This is a genomic window from Mesorhizobium sp. RCAM 06353 (genome assembly GCF_059683585.1).
Genome location: NZ_CM185031.1, coordinates 5,048,080 through 5,063,772, shown reverse-complemented (window position 1 = coordinate 5,063,772; position 15,693 = coordinate 5,048,080). Strand labels below are relative to the sequence as shown.

The following is a 15,693-nucleotide window of genomic DNA, read 5'->3' as shown; positions in this document are numbered from 1 at the left end:
TATAAGAATCTGTTCGCAAGATTCGCCGGAACGGCCCTTGGCGGCGTCAGGGGACGGCTCCGGTTTGGTCCCGGCAATTCTGTCCCTTCTCTCCTTGGCGGCTTCCAGTGACAAAGAACAAAATCTTCGGATTCTGGACGGGCACCTACATATTCACCGTCTTGCTTGGGGTTGCCCTCAGCGCTGTGTACGTAAATCTCGAAGAGTCCGTCTACTATTGGGACTTCGCTGCCTATTTCAATACGTTCAACCAACAGGGTGCGCTGCTGGTCGAGAGCCCTTTCAAGTGGCTTAGCCAATTGGGCACTTCTATCGCGACGGAAGATTACGGCGTGGCGATCCTGGTGCCCTTGATGCCGTTTCACATCATTTTTGGCGGTTCAAGGCTTTCCTTCGTTGCCGGAATAGTCGCGGTTTACCTGGTCCCGGCGGTTCTTTTCATAGGCAGAATAAGCTATCTGGAGGCTGCCTCCGAGACGCCTTCCCGAAGTTGGATTGCCGTCTGGATTGCGGCCTTTCTGTATACTCCGTTTTGGGCGCCGACGCTTCGAGGGTTGCCTGACATTGCCGGTTGTACCGTTCTCACCGCGGCAACCTATTTTCTTTGGAAATCAAGATTCCTGACCCGGGAGCCGGTGATCAGCGGAATATCGGTCGGCGCATGCCTCTGGTTGGCGTTCATGCTGCGCCGTTGGTATGCCTACGCCGTCATCGGGATCACTGTTTCCGCAGCATTGTTTTGTTTGCTGCAGATCGCAAGGGACCGAAACTTTTCCGCCTTCCGAAAAGCGGCGTTGGGCGGCGTGTGTGCGATTTTCGTTGTTGTCGCAACCGCGTTGAATTTCCAATTGCCGCTGATCGCCAAGATTCTGGGAACCAGCTATGCCGAGCTTTACAGCGGATACAGGACGACCATCTTTATCCAACTCGGTGAAATTGGATCCCGCCTTAGCTACATGAACTGGGCCTTGATCATGGTGGGTCTCTATATCTCCCTAGTGCGCAGCAACAGATTTTCCTTGTTCTGTACCATCGCTTCGGTCCTCACCTTTTTTCTTTTTGTCCGTACGCAGGACCCGGAACGTCATCATTCGCTACCGATATTTCTCTGGCTCTTTCCTGCATACGCTCAAGCAATCGTTTCTATTGTTTCGGCGCCGGCGTTGAGATCGCAATGGTCTACCGCCGTGATATCCATTGCCGCTGGACTTGCTTTTTGGGGTACCTTTTTTCCAACCGGACGGCAGATGCTGTCGCCGATCAACTACGTCTTTGCCAAGGAAGCCACCCTTCCTCTTCACCTCGACAATATTCCTGAATACAGACGGCTGATCGACGACCTTGTTCAAAGAATGGGACCAGCGGATCGATTTTCGGTCTTCGCCTCCGGCGCGGTCATGAGCGACGCGCTGTTGTTAGGTATGAACCAAGGCCTTCTCCCGCATGTCGGATGGTCGTGCCAGGTGGATAGCCGCGACCAGTTCAGATCCGAGACATTGAAATCCAGATATGTTGTCGTTACCGACCGGCCCGTTATCCATTTGCAATCGGGTGCGCAGTTATGCGTCACGGTTCCCAACGAACATATTTTCGAAGGGAAAGGCATTGGCGCCGCATACAAGCGTATTGCGGCATACCAGTTGTCCGACGGCGTTACCGGTTACCTCTATGAGCAGGTACGTCCGGTCAGCAAAGCGGAACTCGATGCGCTTTACGCCGAGTTCAGGAAAAAACATGCCGGGTGGGCTACGCCTGAATGGTGACAATGATGTTGGCGGCGCTTGGGCGGGAGGCCGGGTCGGCCGCGTTCCATGGCTGCTGTTGGACCATTGTCTTATAGCGCCAGCAGCCGCTGATCCCCTACAACTCAATGCAGCTGATATATCTGAACGGATATAACGCTGCTTGAGTTGGAAGCGCCTTGGGAGGATGAGGTGACCGGACAGCCGGCCCATCATGCCGATGTCGTCCAGGCGGCCATTGCCACCAGCGATGCCGCCCGATCGGCGTTGGTTGCCTCCTGGAGACGTTCGCTCACGGTGCATGGACTGGATCCTGGCCAACGACAAGCGCCTCGACGGCTGACCGAAGGCGAGTTCAGGCTGGCGCGGCAGCGGGTCGAGCAGCTGCTGCGGGCTGCGGAAGCCAGCCTTGATCGTCTCTATCTTGCGGTCGGCGGCATTGGCTGTTGCGTCCTGCTTGCCGATCGCGACGGTATCCCTGTCGAACGCCGCGGGGCTTCCGCCGATGACGAGACCTTCGACGAATGGGGCCTGTGGACCGGGACAGTATGGAGTGAGGACTCCGAGGGCACCAACGGCATCGGCACATGCCTGGCCGACCAGCGCGCGCTGACCATTCATCGTGACCAGCACTTCTTTTCGAGCAACACGCTGCTCAGTTGTACGACTGCGCCGATTTACGACCACGAGGGCAATCTGGCTGCCGCGCTCGATGTCTCGTCGTGCCGGTCGGATTTGACCGAAGGCTTTGTCGGCCTGATCGCCATGGCGGTCGGTGATGCTGCCCGCCGCATCGAGGCCGAGAATTTTCGCCTGTCTTTTCCCAATGCCCGCATTCTGCTTGCCTCGGCGGCCGAGCGCGGCGCCGGTGCGCTGATTGCGGTCAACGGCGATGATCTGGTCGTCGGCGCGACACGCTCGGCGCGGCAGACCCTCGGCATCACGCAACAGGCGCTGGCAAGGGGGCTGCCCGCCGCCGACATCCTCGGCGATTTCGCCAAGGCCGCGGAAGAACTGGAGGACGCGGAGCGCGGAGTGATCCAGCGGGCGATCGCGCGCGCCGATGGCAACGTCTCCGCCGCCGCGCACAATCTCGGCATTTCCCGGGCCACTCTGCATCGCAAGCTCGCCCGCTTCGGCATCCGCCGGCCGCATTGAGGTTTCGGCGCCGAACCTGTCGCAATCTTGCGACAGTCGGCCCGGGGTGGATGACATGCCTGGGCTGACAAAGCTCGATGGCATCCTCACTCTCCCTGGCAGCGCGGTACATCCCGTACCGCTGTTTCCTGGGAGGAAGACAATGAACAAGGTGGAATTTTCACGCACGGCCAAGGTGCCCTTCGCCAAGCGTTACGACAACTACATCGGTGGCAAATGGGTGGCGCCGCATTCAGGACGGTATTTCGACAACATCTCGCCGGTCAACGGGAAGCCGCTGGGCGAAATCGCCCGTTCGGATGCTAACGATATTGAGGCGGCACTCGACGCCGCGCACAAGGCCAAGGACGCCTGGGGCAGGACCAGTGCCGCTGCCCGTGCCCTGATCCTCAACCGCATCGCCGATCGCATGGAGGACAATCTCGATCTCCTGGCGCTCGCCGAGACCTGGGACAATGGCAAGCCGATCCGCGAGACGACCGCAGCCGACTTGCCGCTCGCCATCGACCATTTCCGCTATTTCGCCGGTGCTTTGCGCGCCCAGGAAGGCAGCCTGTCGCAAATCGACGATGACACCGTCGCCTATCATTTCCATGAGCCGCTTGGCGTCGTCGGCCAGATCATTCCCTGGAATTTTCCGCTGCTGATGGCGGTTTGGAAACTGGCGCCGGCCCTTGCCGCCGGCAATTGCGTGGTGCTGAAGCCGGCCGAGCAGACACCCGCCACCATCATGCTGTGGGTGGACCTTATCGGTGACCTGCTGCCGGATGGCGTGCTCAACATCGTCAACGGCTTTGGCCTCGAAGCCGGCAAGCCGCTGGCGTCGTCCAACCGCATCGCCAAGATCGCCTTCACCGGCGAAACCACGACCGGTCGGCTGATCTCGCAATATGCCAGCCAGAACCTCATCCCGGTGACGCTCGAACTCGGCGGCAAGTCGCCAAACATCTTCTTCCAGGACGTGACATCGGAGGATGACGACTTCTTCGACAAGGCGATCGAGGGCTTCGTCATGTTCGCGCTCAACCAGGGCGAGGTCTGCACCTGCCCCAGCCGGGCGCTGGTGCATGAGAAGATCTATGACAAGTTCATGGAAAAGGCGCTGAAGCGCGTCGAGGCGATTGTCCAGGGCGATCCGCTCGACCCGGCAACTATGATCGGTGCACAGGCATCGGGCGAACAGCTGGAGAAAATCCTGAGCTATTTCGACATCGGCAGGCAGGAAGGCGCCGAGGTGCTGATCGGCGGCGAGCAGAACCATCTGCCGGGCGATCTGGCCGGCGGCTATTACGTCAAGCCGACCGTGTTCAAGGGGCACAACAAGATGCGCGTTTTCCAGGAGGAGATTTTCGGGCCGGTGGTCTCGGTGACGACCTTCAAGGACGATGACGAGGCGCTCTCGATCGCCAACGACACGCTCTATGGCCTCGGCGCCGGCATCTGGAGCCGCGACGCCAACCGCTGCTACCGCTTCGGCCGCGCCATCCAGGCCGGTCGTGTGTGGACCAACTGCTACCATGCCTATCCCGCGCACGCGGCGTTCGGCGGCTACAAGCAGTCCGGCATCGGCCGTGAGAACCACAAGATGATGCTCGACCACTATCAGCAGACCAAGAACATGCTGGTCAGCTACAGCCCGAAGAAGCTTGGCTTCTTCTGAGCGCCCTCCCAGGGCTACGCATGACCTCGGAAGGCCCTAAATCTCCGATGGGTCATGCGCATCCGCAAAGGGGCGCGGCCGTTCCGCCGCGCCCCGATCGCCTGATGATGCCCGACTGCTTCATGATGGAGGAATGCCGTGCTCGACAAGGTTTCGCTTGGGAAAGTCTCGGCCACCCCGGAGGCCAGAACATTCCTGGCTGAAATCATCGCCGACCATGGGCCGGTGCTGTTCCATCAGTCGGGCGGCTGTTGCGACGGCTCCTCGCCAATGTGCTATCCCCAGAACGATTTCATCGTCGGCGACAATGACGTCATGCTGGGCGAAATCGGCGAGACACCGGTCTATATCAGCGCTTCGCAATATGAAGTGTGGAAACACACAGATCTCATCATCGACGTGGTGCCGGGCAGGGGCGGCATGTTCTCGCTCGACAATGGTCGCGAGCGGCGGTTTCTGACGCGGTCAGCTATCTGTGCTGTTCCGGAAGTCCCGTCACGGGCTTGAAGGGATTGACGCCGCCGCCCTCGCGGGGGCAGTAGACGACAATGTTCAATCTGCTTCTCGTTGTCATAGGCGGCGGCATCGGCTCCGGCATCCGCCACCTCACCAATATCGGTGCGCTACGCGTTGTCGGCCCCAACTATCCCTGGGGCACGATGGCCATCAACATTGTCGGCTCCTTTGCCATGGGGCTGTTCATCGCCACTGTGGCGCGCCGCGGCGGATCGGATGAAGTCAGGCTGTTTGTCGCCACCGGCATCTTTGGTGGCTTCACCACGTTTTCCGCCTTTTCGCTCGATTTCGCGACACTGTGGGACCGCGGCGCCACGCTGCCGGCGTTTGGATATGCGCTGGCCAGCGTCATTGGCGCCATCATCGCCTTGTTTCTGGGACTTTGGCTCGCAAGAAGCCTGCCTTAATGCTATTGCCGCGCCAAGCGCAGGCCGAGACCTGCTTTGGAAACGGATAAGCGAAGAAAAAATGGCAGGCGTTGAACAGATCACGGTGGAGGCCGGCGAGGCGGGCATGCGGCTCGATCGCTGGTTCAAGACCCATTTCCCGGGCCTTGGTTTTGGCCATCTGCAGAAGTTGCTGCGCTCCGGCCAGATCCGCGTCGATGGCGGCCGGGTCAAGGCCGACAGCCGTGTCGAGCCTGGCCAGGTGGTGCGTGTTCCGCCGCTCGAGGTCGACAAGAAGGGCGAGAGCGCGCTGACCGGCCATTCGATCCGCAACCAGGGCGATGCCGACGTCCTGGCAAAAATGCTGATCCATGAGGACCCGAAGGTTTTCGTCTTCAACAAACCGGCGGGCCTTGCGGTGCAGGGCGGTTCGGGCGTCACCCGAAATGTCGACGACATGCTGGAAGCCTGGCGCAACCAGAAGGGTGAGAAGCCGCGGCTGGTCCACCGGCTCGACCGCGACACGTCGGGCGTGCTGGTCGTTGCCCGTTCGAGACTGGCAGCCATGAAGCTGTCGGAGGCGTTCCGCGCCCGCGAAACGAAGAAGACCTACTGGGCCCTGGTCAAAGGCGTGCCGCCGAAGCGCGAGGACAAGATCTCGACCTGGCTGATCAAAGAGCCGACTGAGGACGGCGACCGCGTTCGGGTGGCTGCGCATGGTGAAAAAGGCGCCGACCATGCCGTGTCCTACTACCGCATCATCGAGCAGGCGGCGCAGACCATGACCTGGCTGGAGATGGAGCCCTATACAGGCCGCACCCACCAGCTTCGTGTTCACGCCGCGTATATCGGCTGCCCGATCATCGGCGACCCGAAATATTTCGAGGCCGATACCAACTGGGATTTCCCAGGTGGCATTCAAAATCGCCTGCATCTGCATGCGCGCCGCATCATCATTCCGCATCCCGACAAGGGCGTCATCGACGTTACCGCGCCGATGCCGCCGCATATGCGCCAGAGCTGGAACCTGATCGGCTTCGACGACGCCAGCGCGGAGGACTGAGCTTGAGCGGCGCCACCGACGCGCTCGATCGGCGCGACACAGTCGACATGGCCGCCGCCGCCATCATGGTCGGCCTGACCTTTTCCTGGGGCCTGAACTACGTCGCCGCCAAGATCTCCTACGCCGGCTACGACCCTGTCTTCCTGTCGATCGCACGCTCGCTCATCGGCGGTTTCTGCGTCTTCCTCTGGTGCCGCTGGCGCGGCATCGCGCTGTTCACACGTGATGGCACGTTGCTGGTTGGCATCGCGGTTGGCGTGCTTTTCGGCGTCGAATTCCTGTGCCTCTATGTCGGCCTGGAACACACGACCGTTGCCCGCAACACGCTGCTGGTCAACTCCATGCCGTTCTGGATGCTGATTGGCGGTCACTTCCTGCTTGGCGAACAGATCACCATGCGCAAGTTCCTTGGCCTGCTGCTGGCGTTCGCCGGCCTTGCCGCCGTCTTTTCCGACAAGCTGGGCGGCGGCGGGGACATGCTGTTCGGCGACCTGCTCAGTCTCGGCTCCGGGTTCTTCTGGGCTTTGACCAATATCCTGATCAAGCGATCCAAACTGGTTGAGGCGAGCGCCGAGAAGCTGCTGCTCTATCAACTCGCCGGTGCGGCGATCGTCGGCCTGTTAGTGCTGCCTCTCGCCGGCCCACCGGTGCGCGATCCCTCGCTGTTGCCGACATTGGCGCTGCTTTTCCAGGCGATCTACATCGTCGCTTTCACCTATGTCCTCTGGTTCTGGCTGCTGCGCCGCTATCCGGCCTCCGGCCTGTCCAGCTTCACCTTCCTGTCGCCGGTTTTCGGCGTGCTGTGCGGTGCGATCATCTTGAATGAACCACTGACCATTCGCATCTTCCTGGCACTCGGCCTGATTGCCGCCGGCCTGATCATCGTCAACCGGCCGGCACGCAAGCTGATCCCGGTGTGAGAGAGATTTTTCATGCGTGACATCCTCAATGACCTCGAAGCGGGCAAGTATCTTTCCGATCCGGATCCGGTGCGTCGCGCCCAGATTCAGATGAAGACACCGCAGCCCAAGCGCTTCTACAAGACCGTTTCGGTTGCGCCGATAGAGGGCGGTTTTGCCGTGCATCTCGACGGCAAGCCGGTGCGCACGCCGGGCAAGGCGCTGCTGGCGCTGCCGACCGAGGCGGTAGCAGTGCTGGTTGCCGAGGAATTCGCTCAGCAGGGCGAGACGATCAATCCGGTAACGATGCCGGTGATGCGCCTGGTCAACACCGCCATCGATGGCGTCGCCAGCGATTCGCAGGCGGTGCTGGAGGACATACTGCGCTTTGCCTCATCGGACCTGCTCTGTTACCGCGCCGATGCGCCGCAAGGGCTGGTCGAGCGGCAGAACGAGCAGTGGGATCCGGTCATCGATTGGGCGCGCGCCACGCTTGGAGCCCGCTTCAACCTTGCCGAAGGGATCATTCATGTAGAGCAGCCGCGTGAGTCCATCGCCGTTCTGGGCAGTCATCTTGCTCAGCGCGCCGAGCCGCTGCGGCTGGCCGCCATCCACGTCATGACCTCGCTGACCGGTTCGGCGCTGCTGGCGCTGGCTGTCGATTTCGGCGAACTCGACGCGGAGGCCGCCTGGGCCGCCGGCCATGTCGACGAGGATTGGCAGATCGAGCAATGGGGACAGGACGCCGAAGCGATCGCGCGCCGCGCCGCCCGTAGGCGCGATATGGTGGCTGCGGTCAGCCTTCTCGAAGCGCTCAAGGCCTGACCGGCCGGTCCCTACCGCACCGCACCTAATACCAAAGTCATAATCCCATCGTCGCTCTGCCTTCGGCGAGCGCTTTCTGTCATTTTTTCCTTGATGACTCGGCATTTCCGAGTCCGCGTTCGGAGGAGAGCGCGGACATTGGCGCCCGGCATCGAGGACAGGGTCTCACGGGAGGACAACTCAATGACAATTGCATCGACCGCCGGCGGAGCAAGCCGCGGCATGACGCGAGAGGAGAAGAAGGTCATCTTCGCTTCCTCGCTCGGCACCGTTTTCGAATGGTACGATTTCTATCTCTACGGCTCGTTGGCGGCCTTCATCGGCTCGACCTTTTTCAGCCCGACCATTCCGGAGGCGACGCGCAACATCTTCGCGCTGCTAGCCTTTGCCGCCGGCTTCCTGGTGCGCCCGTTCGGCGCGCTGCTGTTCGGTCGCATCGGCGACCTCGTCGGCCGCAAATACACATTCCTGGTCACCATGACTATCATGGGCCTGTCGACGTTCCTGGTCGGTCTGCTGCCCGGCTATGCAACCCTGGGCATCGCGGCTCCCGTGATCCTGATCGTCCTGCGCATGCTGCAAGGCCTGGCGCTGGGCGGCGAGTATGGCGGTGCGGCGACCTATGTTGCCGAGCACGCGCCTGACGATCGCCGCGGCTTCTACACCTCATGGATCCAGACGACAGCGACGCTCGGCCTGTTCCTGTCGCTGATCGTCATCCTGATTGTCCAGGGATCAATCAGTAAGGAGTCTTATGCCGCCTGGGGCTGGCGCATACCGTTCATCGTCTCCTTCCTGCTGCTCGCCGTCTCGGTCTGGATCCGGTTGTCTCTGTCAGAGTCTCCGACGTTCCAGAAGATGAAGGACGAAGGTAAGGGCTCCAAGGCGCCGCTGTCGGAGGCCTTTGGGCAGTGGAAGAACGCCAAGATCGCTTTGCTGGCGCTGCTTGGTCTCACCGCCGGCCAGGCCGTCGTCTGGTACAATGGCCAGTTCTACGCGCTGTTCTTCCTGACGAACGTGCTCAAGGTCGACGCGCAGTCGGTCAACATCATGATCGCCATCGCGCTGGCGCTTGGCTCGATCTTCTTCGTCGTCTTCGGCTGGCTCTCCGACAAGATCGGTCGCAAGCCGATCATCATGGCTGGCCTCGCGCTCGCCATTGTCTGCACCTTCCCGCTGTTCAAGGCGCTGACCCGGGCGGCCAACCCGGCACTCGCTAACGCACAGCAGAACACAAAGGCGACGGTGACCGCAGCCCCGGGCGACTGCAGATTCCAGTTCAATCCGGTCGGTACGGCGAAGTTCACGACGTCCTGCGACATCGCGACTTCATTCCTGACCAAGAACTCGGTTCCCTACGACGTGGTGTCGACGGCTGCAGCCGGAGCGACTGCGTCGGTCAAGATCGGCAACGAAACCGTGGACTCCTACGATGCGGTCGCTGCTGGTGATCAGGCCAAGGCCAAGGATGCAGCCTTCGCCAAGGCTATCAACATGTCCCTGAAAGACGGTGGTTATCCGCTGAAGCGCGCGGCGATCAAGGTCGCCGACCAGAAACTCGACGCCTTCATCGCAGCCAATCCTGAACTCAAGCTCGACGCGGCAACTATCCGCGGCGGCGAAAAGGCAGCGGTGCCGACTGATCAGGCGGTCAAGGACAAGCTCTTGACATCAGATGAGGCAGCGGGTGCGCCGGAGGTCACGGTCTACAACATACCGGGCGGCGGTGCCTTCGCCATGTTCGCTGACCCGGCCGGGATCAACTGGCCGATGACGATCGGCATCCTGTTTATCCTGATCCTCTTCGTGACCATGGTCTATGGTCCGATTGCCGCAATCCTGGTCGAGATGTTCCCGACCCGCATCCGCTATACCGGTATGTCTCTGCCCTATCACATCGGCAATGGCTGGTTCGGTGGTTTGCTGCCGGCGACGGTGTTCGCGCTCAGTGCCTATAAGGGCGACATTTACTACGGCCTTTGGTACCCGGTGGTGATCGCGGCGTTCACGCTCGTTATCGGCATGATCTTCGTCAAGGATACGCTTGGCACTGACCTGCACGCCAAGGACTGACGGATCATCGGTCAACAGAAAGCCCGGCGTGATCGCTCACGCCGGGCTTTTCGTGTCTGAGACCCGAACGAAACGATCAGCTCTTGCGTTGATTTTCTTCCTCGACGGCCGCTTCGTGATACCAGCCGTCAAAATCGGCGTGCGTGTTGCGCAACGAGGCCAGCTCTGCCGCGAATTTCGCCTTTACGCCTAAATTTGAGGCAGAGCCGCGCGCTGCCAGGGGGAACATCAGAATTTTTGCCGACGGACGGGTGTGGACGACTTCCATGAGCGGTCTCCTTTCTTCTTCAGGAGCTTTTCGATTCAGCTTTCCCAGAAGATAGGTCTTGCGATTCATTTAGGCAATATGCCTACGAAAAGATCATCAAACGCCTAATATTTATGCATTATCCGGGTTTGATCGATATGGACCCAGTGGTGAGACGGCTGAGTAAATTCATCGCGATATCACGGCCATTTTGCCGCACCCGTCGATGCCGGAGTGGCACACGAATTGCATTTTATTAATCGGCAGCGCCGGCTGCCGACGGCAGACGCATGTCGACCCCGTCTGGTGTTCGGTGATCAAGCAACGAGAGGCTAGAATGACGAAATACAAGCTCGAGTACATTTGGCTCGATGGATACACCCCGGTCCCCAACCTTCGCGGCAAGACACAGGTCAAGGAATTCGCCGAATTCCCGACGCTGGAAGAGCTGCCGCTCTGGGGCTTCGATGGTTCCTCGACGATGCAGGCCGAGGGCCACAGCTCCGACTGCGTGTTGAAGCCAGTCGCGGTTTATCCGGACCCGACCCGTACCAATGGCGTGCTGGTCATGTGCGAAGTCATGATGCCCGACGGCGTCACGCCGCACGCTTCCAACAAGCGCGCCACCATCCTCGATGACGAGGGTGCCTGGTTCGGCTTCGAGCAGGAGTATTTCTTCTACAAGGACGGCCGCCCGCTCGGCTTCCCGGAGACCGGTTATCCCGCGCCGCAGGGGCCGTACTACACCGGCGTCGGCTACAAGAATGTTGGCGATGTCGCGCGCCAGATCGTCGAAGACCATCTCGACCTTTGCCTCGCCGCCGGCATCAACCATGAAGGTATCAACGCCGAAGTGGCCAAGGGCCAGTGGGAATTCCAGATCTTTGGCAAGGGCTCCAAGAAGGCCGCCGACCAGATGTGGATCGCCCGCTATCTGCTTCTGCGCCTCACTGAAAAATACCGCATCGACATCGAGTTCCACTGCAAGCCGCTCGGCGATACCGATTGGAACGGCTCGGGCATGCATGCCAACTTCTCGACCGCCTATATGCGCGAAGTCGGCGGCAAGGCGTATTTCGAATCGCTGATGGCGCAGTTCGACAAGAACTTGATGGACCACATCGCCGTCTACGGGCCGGACAACGACAAGCGTCTGACCGGCAAGCACGAGACCGCGCCATGGAACAAGTTCAGCTATGGCATCGCCGACCGTGGTGCCTCGATCCGTGTGCCGCACTCCTTCATCAAGAATGACTACAAGGGTTATCTGGAAGACCGCCGCCCGAACTCGCAAGGCGACCCCTACCAGATCGCTTCGCAGATCCTGAAGACCATCTCGGAGGTTGCGACCGACGCGAAGGTCTCGGCTGCTGCCTGATTGTCTTCGCGGCGCGGATCGCAAGGTCCTCGCCGCGACTGGAACTCGGTAACAAAAAGCCCTGGCGGAAAATCGGCAGGGCTTTTTCGTGTTTGCGAGGGGCGGGTTCGTCTGCCGCTGTCAGCCGGCGACAGCTCCACGCGCCTTGAGCGCCGCCAGCACCTTCGCATGCGGCAAGGCAGGGCTGCGGTTGCCGTCACGGCCGATCATGTCACTGTTGGCGACGAGCGCGTTGAGCACTGCCTCCTCGGTCGCCTGCACAACGGCGGCATAGAAATCGTCCATGCGCCCCCACGGAATGAAATCCATGCGGCTGTAGCTCTCTTCGCTGGCCGGGCCTTTGGGAAAGCGGCCATTGAGCGCATCGCGGTTCGCGGTCGAGAAGCCGAGGAAAATATCGCCGGAGAAATGCGAGCCCGTAGTCCCGGTCCGCGCCAGGCCGAGCGGCACGCGCCGGGCCAGCGCCTTGCATTGGCCCGGCAAGAGTGGCGCGTCGGTGGCGATGATGCCGATGCAGGAGCCGGCGCCCGTCGGACCGCCCCGGAAGTACGCCTCCATCGGGTTGTCGTCTGCCAGCCGATCACCAAGCGGCACGCCGGCGATGGTGAACTCGCGGCGCGACCCGAAATTGGCCTGCAGGAAGACGCCGACCGTGTAGGATCGATGGCCGTAGTCGACGATCCGTGAGGCCGAACCCGAGCCGCCCTTGAAGGCATAGCAATTCATGCCTGTGCCGCCGCCGACCGAACCTTCCTCGATGCGCCCGCTCGCCGCGTTGTCGATCGCGGCAATAGCGTGGTCGACCAAGACATGCGAGCCGTTGATGTCGTTGAGATAGCCGTCCCAGGTTTCGGCCACCACCGGCAGCAGCCACTGCTTCGCGACATCGGGCTTGTGGCGCGCCACCCAGTCGATGACGCCACGATGGCAGGGACCGATCGCATGGGTGTTGGTGATCAGGATCGGCAGGCTGATGCTGCCGGCCTCCTCGATCCACGATGCGCCGGTCATCTCGCCATTGCCGTTGAAGGAATGATAGCCGGCGGCACAGGCGACGCCGACGCCGTCACGGCCGAACGGCAAAATGGCCGTCACGCCGGTGCGCACCGGTCCTTGTCCATTGAGCTTGCCTTCGCCCTTGATGATCGTGGAGTAGCCGACCAGGACGCCGTCGACATCGGTGATGGCATTGGCGGGGCCGGGCGTGCCTTGCAAGGGAATGGCGAGAGCGCGGGCTCGCGCCTTGCCGGCAGGCGTGGTGGTGTGGGTCGGCAATTGGTCCATGCTTGGGGTCGCTCCGTTGATGTAAGCCGGCTCAGCGAAGGCTGCAGCCGGTCGCAAGCTCGGCATAGCTGGTCAGGATTGCCAGCGCCGAAGCTTGATCGACCGCAGGCACAACGTTGACGAGATGCAGCCCCAGCCCGTCCTCGAGCACCACCAGGCTGCGCGCGATCGTCTCGCTGGCCGCCTGTAGGTTGAAGATGCCGGTGGCCGCGCCCGCTTCCAGGATGCCGACATAGATCGACACCTGTCGTTCGAACAGCGTGATGTGGCGGGCGGCGTAGCTCGGATCCGAGCGCGAGTAGGCGCCGAGTTCGAGCAATAGCCGGCAGAGCTGGTCGTCCGTGTCGGTCGGCAGCCCGTTATCGATCATCGTTTTCAGCCGCAGCCGGGGATCGGCGATCTCGGCGACCGACGCCGCGCGTATCGTGCAGAACCGCTCGACAGCCTTGCGCTGCACATCGTCCAGCAGGTCCTTCAGGCCGGGATAATAATAGAGCAGGGCGCTCGAACTCATCCCTGCTTCATTGGCAACGTCGCGCAGGGTGACGCCGGCAAGGCCGCGCCTCGCGATCATCGATTCTGCCGCCGCGACCAGAGTGAGGCGGCGATCGGTCTGGGTTTTGGGTCGTCCCATTTCTGTTTCCTGAATTAGATTCAATTAAAAACCGGCATGTGGATTTTTGCAAGCACCAATGCACCATATTTGTTGACGATATCTGACTCGGTCGATAGGTTCCGCGTCGGAGGATAATTTTTATCTGATTAAAAAAAGGGAGGACGATGTCTACAAACGAAGCAAAAACGGGGGCGGTCAACAAGACTGCGCCCACCGCCAAGGGACTGGACCGGGCGCTCAATGCGCTGGGCACGCTGATGATCGTGCTGTCGGCCGTGACGCCGGCATCCTCGGTGTTCATCATCGTGCCGGGCGTCATCGCGCTGGCCGGCACCGGCTCATTCCTGAGTTTCGTCATTGCCGCCGTCATCGGGCTGTTCATGGCCTTCGTCTATGCCGAACTGTCATCGGCCTATCCGATGGCCGGCGGCGAATACACCATGATCGGCCGTACGCTTGGCCGTTTCTGGGGTTTTGTCACGCTGGTGCTGGTGTTCGTCTCGATCGTGCTGATCGTCGCCGTCATCGCGCTCGGCGTCGGCACCTATCTCGGGGTTCTCATTCCCAACCTCAGTCCGCAATGGGTCGGCGTGGTGACGATCGCACTGGCCGGCACGGTCGCGGCAATGCGCATCAAGCTCAACGCCTTTGTCACCGGCATCTTCCTCGGCATTGAGATGCTGGCATTGCTGGTTCTGACCGGCCTCGGCATTGCCCATGTCGAGCGGCCGTTGTCGAGCCTGTTCACGTCGCCGCAATTGCTCGATGCCACCAACACGCTGGTCCCGGCATCGGCCGGCATCGTGCTGGCGGCCACCGCCGTTGCCCTGTTCGCCTATAATGGCTATGGCGCGGCCGCCTATTTCGGTGAGGAGACGCAGGACGCCAAACGCAACATCGGCAAGGTCGTGGTCTGGGCGCTGTTGATCACGGTCGCTGCTGAGCTCATTCCGCTGACGGCTGTGCTTCTGGGGTCGCCGGACCTGGCGGGACTGCTCGCAGCGCCCCAGAAAATAGAATATTTCCTCGAGGCGCGCGGTGGCCATGCGTTGACGGTACTGATCAGCCTCGCCATCGCCGTTGCCATCTTCAACGCGGTCATCGCCATCATCCTGCAGGCGGCGCGGCTGCTGTTCAGCTCCGGCCGCGACAAGACGTGGTTCGGTCCGATCAATGCCGCGGTCGCCTCCGTCCATGGCAGCTACGCGTCGCCGTGGATCGCCACCATCGTCGTGTCGGTGCTGGCGGCAGTCGCCTGCTTCATCGACATCAACCTGCTGCTGGTGGTCAGCGGCACCTCGCTGGTGGTGATCTACGCGCTTCTGTGCGTGGCGGCGTTTGCCGGGCGCCGCAACGGCACAACGGCTGGCGGACACTACCGCATGCCCTTGTTTCCGGTGCCGGCCATCCTTGCTTTCGTGGCGCTGGTCTATGTCGCCTATCAGAACCTGCTCGACGCCGCCTTCGGGCGCCCGAGCCTGATCGCGACGCTGCTGATCATGGTCGTGGCGGCGATCTACTATGTGCTGGTGCTGGCCAGACGAACGGACTGGAATCTGCACGGCCCCGACGAACTTGCCGGATAGGCATCACCCTCCGATGTTCTGTCCGTGTGAGAACCCCGGCCCGTGCCGGGGTTCTTTTTGCCATACCTGACCCCGCGGACCGAATACCCCCAAAAAAAGTCAGGTTGAAAAGGATCGGGCAAATTCACCGGCCGGAAAGACTTTTGGCCGACGCCCCTTGCCACCATTGGTGTTGTGCGTTTCCGTGTTCCCTGAAAAAGCCCGGAAAACAGCCTGTTTCAGGTCACCCGTACACCAATGATCAGTTATATAAGCCTCTG

The 15,693-nt window shown here is 61.2% G+C and carries 14 protein-coding genes; 11 read left to right on the top strand and 3 right to left on the bottom strand.

Annotated features, from left to right (window positions below; all coding sequences use genetic code 11):
- Window positions 1-107 precede the first annotated feature (107 nt).
- From AC56QX_RS24415 to AC56QX_RS24375, 9 genes are all read left to right on the top strand, one after another.
- Complete coding sequence (locus AC56QX_RS24415) at window positions 108-1,763, top strand: hypothetical protein (protein ID WP_497111100.1); 1,656 nt, start codon at window positions 108-110, stop codon at window positions 1,761-1,763.
- A gap of 171 nt (window positions 1,764-1,934) precedes the next feature.
- Window positions 1,935-2,900, top strand: a complete 966-nt coding sequence (locus tag AC56QX_RS24410) for a helix-turn-helix domain-containing protein (protein WP_497111099.1) — start codon at window positions 1,935-1,937, stop codon at window positions 2,898-2,900.
- A gap of 142 nt (window positions 2,901-3,042) precedes the next feature.
- Entirely contained in the window at window positions 3,043-4,560 is a 1,518-nt protein-coding gene (gene adh / locus AC56QX_RS24405) for an aldehyde dehydrogenase (protein WP_497111098.1), read from the top strand.
- A gap of 138 nt (window positions 4,561-4,698) precedes the next feature.
- Window positions 4,699-5,067: a DUF779 domain-containing protein gene (locus AC56QX_RS24400; RefSeq protein ID WP_497111096.1), complete on the top strand. Its 369-nt coding sequence runs from the start codon at window positions 4,699-4,701 to the stop codon at window positions 5,065-5,067.
- Window positions 5,068-5,108: 41 nt separating this feature from the next.
- Window positions 5,109-5,483 (top strand): fluoride efflux transporter CrcB, encoded by a 375-nt coding sequence (gene crcB / locus AC56QX_RS24395; protein WP_497111094.1) that lies wholly within the window; start codon window positions 5,109-5,111, stop codon window positions 5,481-5,483.
- A gap of 61 nt (window positions 5,484-5,544) precedes the next feature.
- Window positions 5,545-6,525, top strand: coding sequence for an RluA family pseudouridine synthase (locus tag AC56QX_RS24390; protein ID WP_027028859.1), 981 nt, complete (start codon window positions 5,545-5,547; stop codon window positions 6,523-6,525).
- A 47-nt stretch (window positions 6,526-6,572) separates the two neighbouring features.
- Window positions 6,573-7,445 (top strand): DMT family transporter, encoded by an 873-nt coding sequence (locus tag AC56QX_RS24385; RefSeq protein WP_497117872.1) that lies wholly within the window; start codon window positions 6,573-6,575, stop codon window positions 7,443-7,445.
- A gap of 12 nt (window positions 7,446-7,457) precedes the next feature.
- A complete protein-coding gene (locus AC56QX_RS24380; RefSeq protein ID WP_497111092.1) occupies window positions 7,458-8,249 on the top strand; it encodes an ATP12 family chaperone protein in 792 nt (263 codons plus the stop codon).
- Between the two features lie 183 nt (window positions 8,250-8,432).
- Window positions 8,433-10,322 (top strand): MFS transporter, encoded by a 1,890-nt coding sequence (locus tag AC56QX_RS24375; protein WP_497111090.1) that lies wholly within the window; start codon window positions 8,433-8,435, stop codon window positions 10,320-10,322.
- Between the two features lie 76 nt (window positions 10,323-10,398).
- Here AC56QX_RS24375 and AC56QX_RS24370 read toward each other — a convergent pair whose 3' ends face one another.
- Window positions 10,399-10,659 (bottom strand): DUF2735 domain-containing protein, encoded by a 261-nt coding sequence (locus AC56QX_RS24370; protein WP_497111088.1) that lies wholly within the window; start codon window positions 10,657-10,659, stop codon window positions 10,399-10,401.
- Between the two features lie 247 nt (window positions 10,660-10,906).
- Here AC56QX_RS24370 and AC56QX_RS24365 point away from each other — a divergent pair, with 247 nt between their 5' ends.
- A complete protein-coding gene (locus AC56QX_RS24365; protein WP_172229116.1) occupies window positions 10,907-11,947 on the top strand; it encodes a glutamine synthetase beta-grasp domain-containing protein in 1,041 nt (346 codons plus the stop codon).
- Between the two features lie 120 nt (window positions 11,948-12,067).
- Here the strand turns inward: AC56QX_RS24365 and AC56QX_RS24360 are convergent, their stop codons facing one another.
- Window positions 12,068-13,231: a DmpA family aminopeptidase gene (locus AC56QX_RS24360; RefSeq protein WP_497111087.1), complete on the bottom strand. Its 1,164-nt coding sequence runs from the start codon at window positions 13,229-13,231 to the stop codon at window positions 12,068-12,070.
- 31 nt (window positions 13,232-13,262) lie between these two features.
- Complete coding sequence (locus tag AC56QX_RS24355; protein ID WP_497111086.1) at window positions 13,263-13,865, bottom strand: TetR/AcrR family transcriptional regulator; 603 nt, start codon at window positions 13,863-13,865, stop codon at window positions 13,263-13,265.
- 146 nt (window positions 13,866-14,011) lie between these two features.
- Between AC56QX_RS24355 and AC56QX_RS24350 the strand changes: the two genes are divergently transcribed.
- On the top strand, window positions 14,012-15,433 hold the full coding sequence (locus tag AC56QX_RS24350) for an APC family permease (RefSeq protein WP_497111085.1): 1,422 nt from the start codon (window positions 14,012-14,014) through the stop codon (window positions 15,431-15,433).
- Window positions 15,434-15,693: the final 260 nt, after the last annotated feature.